This window comes from Burkholderia sp. BCC1999 (genome assembly GCF_905339975.1).
Classification (GTDB): Bacteria; Pseudomonadota; Gammaproteobacteria; order Burkholderiales; family Burkholderiaceae; genus Burkholderia.
In genome coordinates this window covers 233,488-246,231 of record NZ_CAJPHP010000008.1, presented here as the reverse complement: position 1 = coordinate 246,231, position 12,744 = coordinate 233,488, and the positions used below count along the sequence as shown (strand labels likewise).

At 60.2% G+C, this 12,744-nt stretch carries 12 protein-coding genes and 1 pseudogene; 4 read left to right on the top strand and 9 right to left on the bottom strand.

All coding sequences use genetic code 11. The features are described from left to right. Positions 1 to 31 precede the first annotated feature (31 nt). Positions 32 to 715: a TetR/AcrR family transcriptional regulator gene (locus tag U5809_RS14065; protein ID WP_269506967.1), complete on the bottom strand. Its 684-nt coding sequence runs from the start codon at positions 713 to 715 to the stop codon at positions 32 to 34. Between the two features lie 333 nt (positions 716 to 1,048). On the opposite strand from U5809_RS14065, the gene U5809_RS14060 reads away from it, so the two are divergent. The 3 genes from U5809_RS14060 (at position 1,049) to U5809_RS14050 (ending at position 4,564) form a co-directional block, all read left to right on the top strand. Beyond that, positions 1,049 to 2,221 carry an MFS transporter gene (locus U5809_RS14060; RefSeq protein WP_322086957.1) on the top strand — a complete coding sequence of 391 codons (1,173 nt, stop codon included), beginning with the start codon at positions 1,049 to 1,051 and terminating at the stop codon, positions 2,219 to 2,221. A gap of 83 nt (positions 2,222 to 2,304) precedes the next feature. After that, complete coding sequence (locus U5809_RS14055; protein WP_322086956.1) at positions 2,305 to 3,093, top strand: alpha/beta fold hydrolase; 789 nt, start codon at positions 2,305 to 2,307, stop codon at positions 3,091 to 3,093. 427 nt (positions 3,094 to 3,520) lie between these two features. Then, on the top strand, positions 3,521 to 4,564 hold the full coding sequence (locus U5809_RS14050) for an aromatic ring-hydroxylating dioxygenase subunit alpha (RefSeq protein WP_322086955.1): 1,044 nt from the start codon (positions 3,521 to 3,523) through the stop codon (positions 4,562 to 4,564). A gap of 142 nt (positions 4,565 to 4,706) precedes the next feature. Here U5809_RS14050 and U5809_RS14045 read toward each other — a convergent pair. Both U5809_RS14045 and U5809_RS14040 read right to left on the bottom strand, forming a co-directional pair. Continuing rightward, positions 4,707 to 4,981, bottom strand: a pseudogene (locus U5809_RS14045) (hypothetical protein); the annotation flags it as partial. 190 nt (positions 4,982 to 5,171) lie between these two features. Continuing rightward, positions 5,172 to 5,603, bottom strand: coding sequence for a DoxX family protein (locus U5809_RS14040; RefSeq protein WP_322086954.1), 432 nt, complete (start codon positions 5,601 to 5,603; stop codon positions 5,172 to 5,174). 216 nt (positions 5,604 to 5,819) lie between these two features. Between U5809_RS14040 and U5809_RS14035 the strand changes: the two genes are divergently transcribed. Further along, positions 5,820 to 6,452, top strand: a complete 633-nt coding sequence (locus tag U5809_RS14035; protein ID WP_322086953.1) for a TetR/AcrR family transcriptional regulator — start codon at positions 5,820 to 5,822, stop codon at positions 6,450 to 6,452. A gap of 88 nt (positions 6,453 to 6,540) precedes the next feature. Here the strand turns inward: U5809_RS14035 and U5809_RS14030 are convergent, their stop codons facing one another. The 6 genes from U5809_RS14030 to U5809_RS14005 all read right to left on the bottom strand — a co-directional run bounded on the left by U5809_RS14030 (position 6,541) and on the right by U5809_RS14005 (position 12,464). Then, the gene (locus U5809_RS14030) at positions 6,541 to 6,951 is read right to left on the bottom strand and encodes a hypothetical protein (RefSeq protein WP_322086952.1); all 411 of its coding nucleotides are present in this window, start codon (positions 6,949 to 6,951) and stop codon (positions 6,541 to 6,543) included. A gap of 290 nt (positions 6,952 to 7,241) precedes the next feature. Further along, positions 7,242 to 7,943: a TetR/AcrR family transcriptional regulator gene (locus U5809_RS14025; RefSeq protein WP_322086951.1), complete on the bottom strand. Its 702-nt coding sequence runs from the start codon at positions 7,941 to 7,943 to the stop codon at positions 7,242 to 7,244. A 260-nt stretch (positions 7,944 to 8,203) separates the two neighbouring features. After that, positions 8,204 to 9,673: an NAD-dependent succinate-semialdehyde dehydrogenase gene (locus U5809_RS14020; RefSeq protein WP_322086950.1), complete on the bottom strand. Its 1,470-nt coding sequence runs from the start codon at positions 9,671 to 9,673 to the stop codon at positions 8,204 to 8,206. Between the two features lie 10 nt (positions 9,674 to 9,683). Beyond that, positions 9,684 to 10,694 carry a dihydrodipicolinate synthase family protein gene (locus U5809_RS14015; protein WP_322086949.1) on the bottom strand — a complete coding sequence of 337 codons (1,011 nt, stop codon included), beginning with the start codon at positions 10,692 to 10,694 and terminating at the stop codon, positions 9,684 to 9,686. 51 nt (positions 10,695 to 10,745) lie between these two features. Continuing rightward, on the bottom strand, positions 10,746 to 11,750 hold the full coding sequence (locus U5809_RS14010; RefSeq protein ID WP_322086948.1) for an ornithine cyclodeaminase family protein: 1,005 nt from the start codon (positions 11,748 to 11,750) through the stop codon (positions 10,746 to 10,748). Positions 11,751 to 11,888: 138 nt separating this feature from the next. Beyond that, on the bottom strand, positions 11,889 to 12,464 hold the full coding sequence (locus U5809_RS14005; RefSeq protein WP_322086947.1) for a YceI family protein: 576 nt from the start codon (positions 12,462 to 12,464) through the stop codon (positions 11,889 to 11,891). Positions 12,465 to 12,744: the final 280 nt, after the last annotated feature.

Genomic DNA, 12,744 nt, shown 5'->3' with positions numbered 1-12,744 from the left:
GCATCCGCCGGTGCGAAACGGCTGCCGCACGTCAGCGCGCGGCAGCCGTCCTGACCTGAGGCGCACCGCGCCTGGCGACCTCCAGTTCCGCGACGTTCGGGATGTCTGCGCCGAGGAGCGCATAGGTGTAGTCGATGTGTTCCTGCGCGAACCGGTCGTCCAGCGCGCCAACGCCCGTCATCAGTCGCATATAGACGGGCGCGTACAGCAGTTCCGCCAGCATCTCCACGTTTTCCGGCGCACGGATGCGCTCGGCAACGCGCCACTCTTCCAGCATTTCGCGGACAAGCGCGCGTCGGCCGTAATGGAACCGTTCACGAAAGACCCTGAGCACGGCAGGATCGGCCTGCCCTTCGGCGATGATCTGCGCGACGATGCGCCCCGACCACCCCGCATATTCGTGGATCAGCGACACCAGGTGCGTGGCGATCGCCTTGCCGGGAGGCAGGTTACGCGGCATCGGCGTCTTGACCAAATGATGCTCCATGAAGGCATCGATCACCACGAGCGCCTTGGCGTCCCACCAGCGGTAGATCGTCGCCTTGCCGACGCCCGCCTCTCTAGCGATGGCCTCGATCGAAAGCGACTGGACCGTGCGGGTCTCGAGCAGGCGAGCGGTTGCCGCAAGAATCTGCATGCGCGTGCCTTCGCTGCGGGGGCGACCAACCCCTCGCGGAAGCGCCACCGCAGCGGCACCCTGGATATCTGTTTTCATCGGCTAGCCAATTGAATGGTGAACGGCGAGCGTCGCGCCACGTCGCGTGGCTATCCGGCAATGGGTCGCATAGCCGACAACGCAAATTGCAATACACGCCGTATACAAATTATCGCCATCGTTTCCGACATGATTCCAGATCCGATCGATCGACACGAGAACCTGGAGAACGGTGAATTTTTAGCGTCTCTTTCTCATATTTCAGCACTCGGCATCGTCGAGGCGCGCCGCGGGTTTGACCCAATGTCGTCGAACGACATCACGGTTACTATATCACGAACGATACACTCCGTTTCGTATATAAACTAAGGGCACTGCCCTACCGGAGACATGATGAGCAGATCCATTGACGGGTTGAAAAGCCGGATATCGCTTGTGCTGGGCCACTGCGCCGGCATGATCGATGTCGTTGGATTGCCGGTGTGGGTCGGGATCGTCCTGATCCGACAGGACGGACTCGATCCGCAACGGGCCGGCGCACTCGCCACTGCCTTCCTCGGCGCAGTGGTCGCAAGCAGCCTGTCGATCGCGCCACGAATCGACCGCATCCGCGGCACGATCGCCGTGCCCGCCGGCTTCGCCGTCGCAACGGCCGCATTCTTCGCGATGGCGCTGACGCGGGACTATGCGACGCTTCTGGCGCTGCATGTCGTCGGCGGTCTGGCGGTCGGCTGCGGCCTGTCGCTTACCCATTCCGCGATTGGCGCGAGCCCCAATCCGCACCGCCTGATCGCGACGGGTTTCACCGTGCTCAGCCTGCTGTCGCTGGGGTTCCTCGGTGCGGTGCCGCACGCGATCGCGGCGTTCGGGGGGCAGGTGGCGTTCGTCGTTCTCGGCGCCATCATGCTCACGGCCGCGCTTGCCGCGCTCACGGGTTTTCCGGAGCGCCGGGCAGCGGCCTTGCCCGACGGCGCGTCGCGCGAGCTTCCCAAGCTGTCCCGACGCGTATGGTTTGCAATGGTGGGGACCAGCCTGCTCACCGTCAGTCACTCGATGATGTTGAGCTTCCTCGAGCCGATCGGTCTTGCGCACGGCTTCGGCACCGGCCAGGTCATGAACGTGCTGCTCGGCATCGGCCTCGTGAACATGTTGCCCGGGGTGCTCGCCGCGCTGCTCGAACGCAAGGTGTCGAGCCGCGCCGTGATGATTGCCGGCCCGGTGCTCCAGGCTGTCCTCGGCTTCACGCTCGCCCGGTCGACCTTGTTCGGTGCTTACGCGTTTGCGGGCGTGATCTTCCCGACCGTGATGATCTTCACGCATACGTTCATCTTCGCGTTCCTTGCGCGCAACGACCCGTCGACTCGAGCCGTCGCCGCCACCCCCGTCATGGCCATGACGGGATCGGCCATCGGCCCGATTCTCGGCGGCACCGTGGCGGACCATTTCGGATACGGCAGCATCGGGTGGACCATCGTCGTGGCGGCGACAGTCAGCGCTTTTTTCTTCTACCAAGCCGGTCGTCGTACACAGTCCACGCCGATCGCTAACGCAGAAGTCGCGCACTGATGTCCTCGCCGTTTTGAAGGTGCCTCAAGGGTCAGTGGTTTGTTCTTTGCCTATCAGCATTGCGGAAATTCATCCAGGAGAACATGATGCCGAGAATTAGTACTGCAGGTCTTACTTCCTTTTACCGCGACGAAGGGGATCCAGCACTCCCTGTACTCGTCTTGGCGCACCCGGTTGGCACTGACCACGGGATTTGGGACTCTCTTGTCCCGATGCTTCTCGGTCAATTCCGAGTGATTCGTTACGATCTGCACGGACATGGCGCCACCGATGTTGTGGACGAACAATACACACTGCGACGTTTGGCAGACGATGCATTGTCCCTGCTTAGCGCGATTGAGGTCGACGAATTCTCCTTTTGTGGGATCTCGCTCGGTGGTCTTACTGGACTGGAAATCGCGTCGCGTGGTGAACGCCGACTGCAACGACTTCTGGTAGCAAACACCGCGGCCAGGCTTCCACTCAGCTATGACCAGTGGAACGAAGGAATTGCCATCGTTAAGACGAAAGGAACGAAGGAGTTGGTTAATGGGATGAAACAGCGAATGTTCTCCGAATCATTCCGAGAGAAAGCCGGCGCTTCGTTCCACAGCACGATCCGCACATTTCTCCGAACGTCGTCGACCGGTTACGCCGCAGGCCTAACTGTTCTTCGGGATTTGGACATCCACACCAGGCTTGGAGAAATCACGTGCAAGACCAAAATTGTCGGGTCGGTCGAGGATCTGGCTGTTCCCCAAGATTCAGCTTCCAGAATGGCTGAGCTGATTCCCGGCGCGTCCGTGACTATGCTCCCCGGCGGACATTTTTCAGCGCTCGAGAATCCTAGCGGATTCGCGAAAGAGATCTTCGACCTCCATGGACTTTTCTAAATAATCTGAAATACATGGAAAAAGTTGATGCCTGGAAATCGAGCGAACAAGCTTGGGGGGCGTTGAACCGATACTGGAGGGGCGTGCATATTCGGATCATGCTTTTCGTCCGTGCAAAAAAGTTCCATTCGAGCATGGCATGTGTCGACATGCCCCCGTCTAACTCCTTGGCTAACTAGTCAAGCTTTACAGACGTTCAGCAAGGTCGACTACGCCGTTCTTTCGTCTTAGCCTCCCAAAGACCAATCTCGGACTGTCGACAACTCAACAACCTTTTTGGGTACGTTTCACCTTGGGACACGCCACTTGCCTTGCCACGAACCGGCTCGCCCCCCCTTCCGATATTCGACATGGGCCCTTTCGACAGCAAGGGGGCACTCATGACAGCAGTGTAGTTTTATCGCCAATATCCTACAGGAGACGAAAAATGAAATTTCTTCGGAATACTTGGTACTGCGCCGGATGGGGTGCTGACCTCGGTCAGACCGATCTTATTGATCGCACCATTTTGAACGAGTCCGTACTGCTATACCGGAAGGAGGATGGCTCAGCGGTCGCAATTGGTAACCGCTGCCCGCATCGCTTTGCACCGTTGAGCTCTGGTTGCAAAAAGGGCGACAACGTTGCATGTCCCTACCACGGCCTTACCTTTGGCCCAAGCGGTGAGTGCGTACTGAACCCGCACGGTGACGGGGCAATCCCGAAAGCAGCAAAGGTCCCACACTATCCCCTTGTGGAACGCTACGAGGCGCTGTGGATCTGGATGGGCAACCCAGATTTTGCGGATGAAGCGCAAATACCGGATTTCAGCGAATCGTCGAAACAGCAAGGCTGGGGTCACATTCGTGGTCATCTGGAGGTCCCCACGCATTATGAAATGCTGACCGATAATCTTCTGGACTTGAGTCACGTCCCCTACCTCCATCCATTCCTGTCAGCGCAAGGCCCTCAACCCGAGGGGTTTCGCGAGGAACGCGAACTCAGACAAGATGGAAACACTATCTGGTCAATGCACCGAAATCTGAACACAGTCACAACCCCCCTGTTCAAGTTGCTTTGGGAAGACGCCCCTGATGTTATCGAGGGCTATTTTGACATGCGTTGGAGCGCACCGTCGAACCTGCTGCTACAGGCGGGCATCTCGGCTATGGATGGGCGCCGCGAAGATGGCGCTCGTATCCCGATGGCCCACTTGCTTACACCGGCCAGCGATACTCATACCCATTACTTTTGGTGCCAAGCACGCAACCGAAAAGGAGAGGATCCTGCAATTGACCAGGAGTTGAAAGCAGGAATTGATCATGTATTTCGCAACGAAGACGAGGCAATGCTCATCAAATGCCAAGCATTGATGGGTACGACCGATCTGATGAGCCTGAAACCCGTATTACTCCCAGGTGATGGACCTGCCGTGCGCGCCCGCCGAATCCTTGCAGCCCAAATTGATGCCGAGGAAAAATTCAGCACTTAATCTGCTGACATGAATCTAGGAGCACCCCGCCTCGGACGTACTTAGCCGAGGCGGCCGTTGACGAATAGCCCGTTGAATGGCCAGAAACTCACCGGAGCTCGCTTCTAGACTGCGATGGATCGACGCCACAGGCGCGCAAAACCGTGCCAAGCCCCGGCCCGATGCCGTATCCCTGTTCCTGTAGACGGTAGGCATCGAACTTTTTGTACAAACCCATACCCCGCCCCTCCTGACACATATAAAGCAAAATGCCCCCTCGTCGTGGAACAAGCGCAGCGATTCTTGAAGCTGTGGGCCACAGTCACATCGCATTGATCCCAACACGTCCCCTGTCATGCACTCGGAATGCATACGTACAAGAGGCGTCTCGGCAATATTTCCAAAACCGAAAATGCTCCTTCCCGTCAACGAGGCCATCGAAGCTGTGGTACATCACTAGTGCTTCTCGGCCATCAGCCAGGAAGATAGGAAGTCGTGCCGTAGCACGGACCGACGGGGCTGTCTTGATGGCAACAGTGCAACTCATTGGACGGATCTTCTTGAATATCGAGGCCCTCAGGAATCACCTGAGACACGGACTCTAAGCATGTCACGCGGAAGAGACTTCTCAGTAGCGAGATGCGATCGGGGCCTTTCGCGTACGTCCCCACAGAATGAAAGCGCAAAGCGCCAGCAACGCGAGGTTCAGCGGAGTGACAACTGCTTCGCCACGCGAAACATGGAAGACGATTGCTGAAATTTGTAGCACGACACATCCCAGCGCCGCCCAAACCGTCAGTCGCGGCCGGATACGCGTCAAGGCCGGCAATAGCACGCCGATGCCGCCCGCCGCGTCGATCAAGCCCATGAACCGCAAGAAGGCCGGCGGCACTTGACCAGGCCAACCCCACATGGCTGCCAGATGATCGATCGGCATGAAAAGTTTCATTCCACCAAAAACGACGAAGGCCACAAAAATCAGCCACTGAGCAACCCAGAGAGAAATGCTGAGGACAGAATTCGGCCTTTTACCTTCGCGGATGATTGACTCGGATGACATAGCAGCTTTCCTTGAAGAAATGAAAGTCGGAGAGCTGAACGCGGCACGCCCAACTCGTAGTGTTCGGAACTTCACCTTGCGGAGAACCAAGGTCCCAACGACACAGACAGGAGCGGACATAGACGCGCAGCCGCTCCGTGCAGTACGATAGGTTTCGTTATCGCTCAAACGATACGATAGACTATATTATCGAATAAACCTAGAGGTCAAGTACCTATGAAGTCGTGGTCCGACGATCATCCCAAGGCCAAACTCATGGCGGCCAAGCGCGCAGCCATTCTGGCCGCAGCTCACGACACGTTTTTGCGTTGCGGCTATGAAGGCACAAGCATGGAAGGCATTGCCTCGGCAGCTGGTGTCTCGATCATGACGCTGTATCGCCATGCCAAGCGCAAGGAGGATCTGTTCGCGGCGGTCATCGTGAACGCCTGCGACTATTCCGAAGAGCACAAGCAGGCGGATCACGAAAAGCTGATGGATCTGCCCCTCCAAGACGTCCTAACTCAAGTCGGTGAGCAGTTTCAAGACAAGCTCACCCGTCCACAAACCGTTGCACTATTGCGCATTGTCATGGTCGAGACGGGCAGGTTCCCACAACTCGGGGACGCCGCCTACAAGGGATTCGTCGGCGTGTGGCAAGACAATCTTGGCGATTTCCTTGCGCAGCGCACGGAATTCAGTGCAGTGTCGCAATCCACACGGCGGGTGCTGGTGGCGGATTTCCTGAACGACCTCATCGGCACCGACATTCTGCGCGTGCTGTTGGGGCTTGATGGAACAGACAAGAAGCAATGCAAGCGCCGCGCAGTTTTTGCAGCGCGGAAGCTTTTGGCAACTTTAATGCAGTAGGTGCTCTCAAGTGCACGCCGAACGATCCGAGGACTGTCGTCAGCCACGGTGATCACAGCCAGCTCCGCGATTGCGTACGCGGTCAAGGTCATCGCCAAAACCGCACCGGCATGCTGGTCACGCCATCGAGATCACTGAGTATCGCTAGGTATCTCGTGCCAGTTGCGGTGACCGCGACCACAATCTCGACGTTAATCGGTGACGTGCCGTCATTCACCGATGGCCCCATCAAAACCGCTGGCAACGCGATGTCGTCGATGCTGTTGTTGACGACCATCTGGCCGACCGGTGCGCCTATGCCATGACCACGGCGGCGGTCGCGTCGTCGCTTCGCCGGCTGCGCGTGAGCGCGGATGCGCAAAGCCAGGAACATCAGGAGGGTGTAGGTTGGAACGAACATCATTTCGGAACAAGTTGCGACAATAGCGAACGACGCTCCAGCCGCGGCAACGGAAAATGGTGACGCGGTCAGCCACGTGTCGCCGATCTGACGGACCACGAACTGCGGGTTTCGTCTACCTCTGATTCACAAAACCATAACCAGCGTCTCGACGGCCGCCATCTGTGAGGCGTGCGCGTGCACTGCCAGTCCCAGCGAGATCGTCAACTGGACGAGCTTGAATACGAAGGGTTACTTGCCCCCCTGCGACTTGCGGAGTAAGTGGGCAGGGCCTAGGAAATCATTCTAGACGACACTGTGGTCGCCAGTTCCACTTTCCGATGTGCTTGAACATCGCAATGCAGATCGTCAACCCAGGATGCCCGACCAATGCCGGTGAACCGTGGTTTTCAGGCTCGACGCGTGGCAGCCGGCGCTTTCTTCGTGGCAGGTTTTGGCTTTTTATCGCGCGCGCCTACTTTGAAGATTTTCGGCACTTCGACGCCAAGCAACGTGTAGACATAGCTGATGTGCTCGCGCGCGAAATGCTCGTCGAGAGGGCCGTTGCCGACCAGCAGACGCATGTAGACCGGCGCATACAAAAGCTCGGCTAGGGTCTCGATATTGGGCGGCACCGGAATACGCGACGAACTGCGCCATGCATCGAGCATTTCCCTCACAAGCGCTCGACGCCCGTAGTGGAACCGCTCGCGGAACTCGCGCAGGACGGCGGGATCGGCCTGCCCTTCCGCGATGATCTGTGCGACGATCCAGCCAGACCATCCCGAATACTCGCGAATCAGCGACATCAGATGCGCTGCAATCGCTTCACCGGGCGGCAGATCATGCGGCATCGGTGTCTTGACGATGTGATGCTCCATGAACGCATCGATCACGACCAGTGCCTTGGAGTCCCACCAGCGGTAGATGGTCGCCTTTCCAACGCCCGCTTCCCTGGCGATCGCTTCAATGGAAATCGACTGAATGGTGTTGTTCTGGAGCAGACGGACCGTCGCCGCTAGAATCTGTGTGCGGGTTTCCTCGCTGCGTGGTCTGCCCACACCGCGCTCAACGGCCGGTGCAGGAACGGAAAGCTGGGTATTTGTCTTCATTGGCGTCCCGTGTTGACGTATGCCGCGAACGGTATCGCCCAATTATAAGACAGCTCGTACCTTAATTCGCGGCTGCGACGGAAACAGGTCGTAATGGAACGAGGCGGCCGTCGCTGAGCGACGGCCGCCTCGTTCTTTGCCGGGATGGTCAATGTCGAGGGCTCAATCGACGGCGTGGCGAGGCGCCGTTCAGCAACCGAAACCGTATCGCCGCCAACGCCGTGACGACGGCGGCGCACCACAGGCACCGGGCGCTTCGCTCAAAGGCCACCCAGCGCCACGTACTTGATCTCGAGGTAGTCGTCGACCCCATACTTCGACCCCTCGCGCCCCAGTCCGGACGCCTTGACACCACCGAACGGCGCCACCTCGGTCGAGATCAGCCCTTCATTGACCCCCACCATGCCGAATTCGAGTTGATCGACCACGCGGAAGATCCGGCCCACATCGCGCGCGAACACATACGATGCCAGGCCGAACGGCGTGTCGTTGGCGAGCGCAATTGCCTCTTCTTCGGTTTCGAACCGGAACAGCGGCGCAATCGGGCCGAAGGTCTCGTCACGGAAAATTAACGCGTTCGTCGGAACGTTGGCCAGCACGGTCGGCTCGAAGAAGAATCCGCCCAGCGCGTGACGCTTGCCGCCCGCCAGCACGCGGGCCCCCTTCGACAGCGCATCGCAGATATGCTCTTCGACCTTTCGGACGGCTTCCTCATTGATGAGGGGCCCCTGGACCACGCCCGCCTCCATGCCGTTGCCAACCGTCAGTTCCGCGGACGCGGCAGCGAGCTTCGCGGCGAACGCATCGTACACGCCGGCTTGCACGAGGATCCGGTTCGCCGCGACACAGGCCTGGCCGGCATTGCGATACTTCGCGGCAAGGGCCCCCTTCACCGCGGCATCGAGGTCGGCATCGTCGAAAACGATCAGCGGCGCATTCCCGCCGAGCTCCATGCTCGTCTTCTTGATGGTCGGCGCGCATTGCGCCAGCAGTTGCGCCCCGACCTCGGTCGAACCCGTGAACGAGACCTTGCGGACCACCGGGTTCGACGTCAGCTCGCCGCCGATCGCGCGAGCCGAGCCGGTGACGACGTTGCACACGCCCCGCGGCAAGCCGGCGCGCTCCGCCAGCACAGCCAGCGCCAGCGCGGAAAGCGGCGTCTGGCTGGCCGGCTTGATCACGCCAGCGCAGCCGACGGCCCAGCCGGGGCCTGCCTTGCGCGTAATCATGGCCGACGGGAAATTCCACGGCGTGATCGCCGCAAAAACGCCGATCGGTGCCTTCTGGGCGAGGATCCGCCGGCCATCGACGTTCTGCGGAATGATGTCGCCGTACACGCGCTTCGCTTCTTCCGAGAACCACTCGATGAAGCCTGCGGCATACAGGATCTCGCCGCGCGATTCGACCAGCGGCTTGCCCTGTTCGGCCGTCATAATGAGCGCGAGGTCGTCGACGTTGGCCAGCATCAGGTCGTACAGGGTACGCAGCAGCTTCGCGCGTTCCTTCGCGAGCGTCTTGCGCCAACCGTTCATCGCGCGTTCGGCCGCGGCAATGGCTCGCCGCGTCTCGGCCGCGCCGCCGTTCGGCACGCGCGCGACCAATTCGCCGGTCGCAGGATTGCGCACCTCCAGGGTCTGGCCGCTGTCGGCCTGCACCCATTCGCCGTCGATCAGCATCGCCTGGCGCAGCAGGCCGGCGTCTTTCAGCGGAAGCTTGACAGGTTCGTTCATGAAGCCTCCTTTACGCAGGGTTGCGGCCGACGAAGAACGCTTCGTCCGGGTCGCTCGTCGGGTTCAGGCCGGCCACCTCCTGGCCCTTGCGCAGCGATGCCATGTCCCGCTGATAGATGCGCTGCGTCGGGTGCGGCAGCGGCCCGCCGTTGTACCCTTGCAGCCACCCTTGGTATTTCCACGCCATACGGTTGAGCAGGCCATTCGGCGCCATCGGCAGGCCAGCGAACGCCTTGCGTGCCGGATCGATCTTGTACCAAAGCTGGGTGGCCGCGTCGAATGCCCCCTCCCTGATCAGCTTGAAGATTTGCGGCATGACGGGACCGTAATAGGCCGTGTAGTTGGTGCCGCAGAACGGGATGTCCATCACCTGCGCAAGCGGCACGAACTCGTGCTCGAGCGGCGACGAGATCACCACCTCCTTGTGGAACTCGCGATGGACCTCAATGGCGGACATGAAGTTCGGATACCCACCTTCGGCCTTGATTGCGACGACGTTGGGGATTTCGTCCACCACGCGGCGCAGCACCGGCACCGGGATGTCGGCCGGATGCAGGCGCGAGAAACCCCACGCCGGCAGCGGAAAAATGATCACGCCGAGGTTGGTGGCCTCGCAGATCTTCCGCGTGTACTCGAACACTTCGTCGTAAGACTTCGGATAGAAGTACGGCGGGTAACCGAGCAGCACAAGGTCGGCACCCGCCGCCTCTACCCGGCGAATCGCCTCGATGTTGTCCTCAAGCGTGTTGAACACCGCATGATGGACGACCACGAGGCGGCCGGATGCCTGGTCGGCCATGATGTCGCAGAACTCGCCGTACTGTTCCAGCGTGATGGCGACTTCCGAACATGACAGCGAACCGACGAAGCCGTGCTGGATCGCCAGCTCAACATCGTGGCGTACGGCCTTTTCGTTGATGCGCTTGAAGTCCGACGTCATCGTCGGGAGGGTCACGTTGGCAACGCCAACGAGATGCTCACGCGCCCATTCGCGTGCTTCCTTTTTGGTGTAGCGGGCCATGCAGTGCTCCTTGTAGTCTGCGGGGTATCCGGTGTCGCGTCAGGCACGCGCCTAGCGCTTGGTTTCGAATTCGATCGGCAACGTCGTGGCAAGTCCCGCCTCGATCGCCTTGTCGAGGATCAGCCCGGCAACCACGATGTCCTGCAGGCCGCCGCCGACCGACTTGTACATTCGGGTCCGCACATCCTTCAGACGGTCGTCGAGCGCGCCCGCGAGCAACTCCGCGAGACTGAACGACTTGTCGTGAAACGCGATGCCCGCCTTGTGCGCGGCGAGCATGTCGCCGGTCTCCTCCAGCACTTCCTCCAGCATGTCGCACACGATGATGTCGCTTCGCGCAACGACCGACACGTCAATCTCGCGCTGCTCGGGAATCGTCGAGCCAATGGAGACAACGGTCGCGCCAGGCTGCAACCAGTCGCCAAACAGGATCGGCTGCTCATCCCGCGAGCGGGCCGCGGCCAGCACCAGGTCGGCCGCTTCGACCGCTTCCTGCGCGGATGCCACGCCGCGCGCGGGCACGCCGAGGTCGCGTGTCACGGCTTCCGCGAAGGCGGCCCGGCGTTCTGGCGTCGGGCTGAACACGACGACCTCGGTCAAATCCCGCACCGCGGCAATCGCGCGGGTGTGCATCGACGCTTCGAGGCCGCTGCCCAGTACCGCCAAACGGGCGGATTTCGCAGGCGCAAGTCGGTCGAGCGCCGCAGCGGAAGTGGCTGCCGTGCGAAAACCCGTGACGAGGTTGCCATCGACGAACGCCGCGATGCGGCTCGTTTCCTGGTCGAACAGCACGATCACGTATTCGACACCGGGCACAGCCGAACCCATCGCCATCCCCATGACCTTGGCCCCGTAGTAGCGGCTCCCCACGGGAACGGCCGGCAGTGTGCGCAGCCACGTCTTGCCGGCGACTGCGACCGTTCGCGGCGGCGTGCTCTTGGGCGGAATGGATTGGGCGTAGGCCGCCTGAAGGGCATGGATCGCGTCCTTCCAGACGAAAACGGCGCGCGCGGCCTCGCTGGACACGAACACGGGTGCAAACGAAGAAATGGTCATATGCAGAACCGGAAGTTGACTTGAAGGGCTCGGCCGGCCGCGCAGCAGACTATCGATGTGCGACAGGCTCGAGAGCGATGAACGGGTACCGGGTCGCGGAGTCGCTGCATGTGATGCGAGCGCTCCGTGGCGTCCGGATCACATCTCCCGTGTGATTTCTGTCGCGATCGTCAGCTGTACGTTGTCGGACAGCGCGTGAGGAATCGCATCCATGCCGTAAGCACTGCGACTGATGTTCGCCGTCGCCTCGAATCCGACCACGGGATGTCGCGTCCACGGATTCACCGCGCGATCGATCAGCGTCGCGTCGAATAGGGCCGGCAGCGTGACGCCACGGATCGTGAGGTCGCCGTCGATCGCGTACTGGCAACCGTCGAGCAGCCGCACCGAACGGGAGACGAAGACGACCTTCGGATGTGCGTCAACGTACAGCCAGTCAGCGCCGCGCAAGTGTTCGTCACGCAGGTCGAACGCCGTGTCGATGGACGCGGCATCGATTTCGAACGACACCCGCGATGCCTCGATGCACGCGTCGTCGAACGCCAATCGCGCATCGAAGCGCCTGAATATCCCCGGCGTACGCGTCAGCCCGAGATGACAGACCGAGAAGCCGACGTGGGTATGTGCGGCTTCGAATGACCATGCCTGGCGTGCCACCGAGTCCGGCTCGACGACAGCGGCGTTACGTAGGAACGGCAGCAGGAAGTTCAACATGCGGAGTCTCCAGCCCGGTTACACCGAGCTATTCATCTTGACGCCATGCTAACCGCGAGAAAACATCAATGCAACGATTGCGATGCATCATTTTTATAATTGATTCGCCATTTTCGCGTATACCCGGAGCTCAATAGCGGCTTGAAGGCCAATCAGGCATAATGAGTCGTCGATTGATGCGTTCAATCACGCACCAATCCGCTGACATGAACCTCGTTCCACCGCCTGCCGATTGGCAGGAACGGGGATGCGGACCATGCACGAATCAATAGCCATCACC

Coding starts and splice junctions, on each gene's coding strand:
- U5809_RS14050 (WP_322086955.1), top strand. CDS start 3,521: ATGAAATTTCTTCGGAATACTTGGTACTGCGCCGGATGGGGTGCTGAC.
- U5809_RS14025 (WP_322086951.1), bottom strand. CDS start 7,943: ATGAAGACAAATACCCAGCTTTCCGTTCCTGCACCGGCCGTTGAGCGC.
- U5809_RS14035 (WP_322086953.1), top strand. CDS start 5,820: ATGAAGTCGTGGTCCGACGATCATCCCAAGGCCAAACTCATGGCGGCC.
- U5809_RS14010 (WP_322086948.1), bottom strand. CDS start 11,750: ATGACCATTTCTTCGTTTGCACCCGTGTTCGTGTCCAGCGAGGCCGCG.
- U5809_RS14060 (WP_322086957.1), top strand. CDS start 1,049: ATGAGCAGATCCATTGACGGGTTGAAAAGCCGGATATCGCTTGTGCTG.
- U5809_RS14015 (WP_322086949.1), bottom strand. CDS start 10,694: ATGGCCCGCTACACCAAAAAGGAAGCACGCGAATGGGCGCGTGAGCAT.
- U5809_RS14040 (WP_322086954.1), bottom strand. CDS start 5,603: ATGTCATCCGAGTCAATCATCCGCGAAGGTAAAAGGCCGAATTCTGTC.
- U5809_RS14055 (WP_322086956.1), top strand. CDS start 2,305: ATGATGCCGAGAATTAGTACTGCAGGTCTTACTTCCTTTTACCGCGAC.
- U5809_RS14005 (WP_322086947.1), bottom strand. CDS start 12,464: ATGTTGAACTTCCTGCTGCCGTTCCTACGTAACGCCGCTGTCGTCGAG.
- U5809_RS14020 (WP_322086950.1), bottom strand. CDS start 9,673: ATGAACGAACCTGTCAAGCTTCCGCTGAAAGACGCCGGCCTGCTGCGC.
- U5809_RS14065 (WP_269506967.1), bottom strand. CDS start 715: ATGAAAACAGATATCCAGGGTGCCGCTGCGGTGGCGCTTCCGCGAGGG.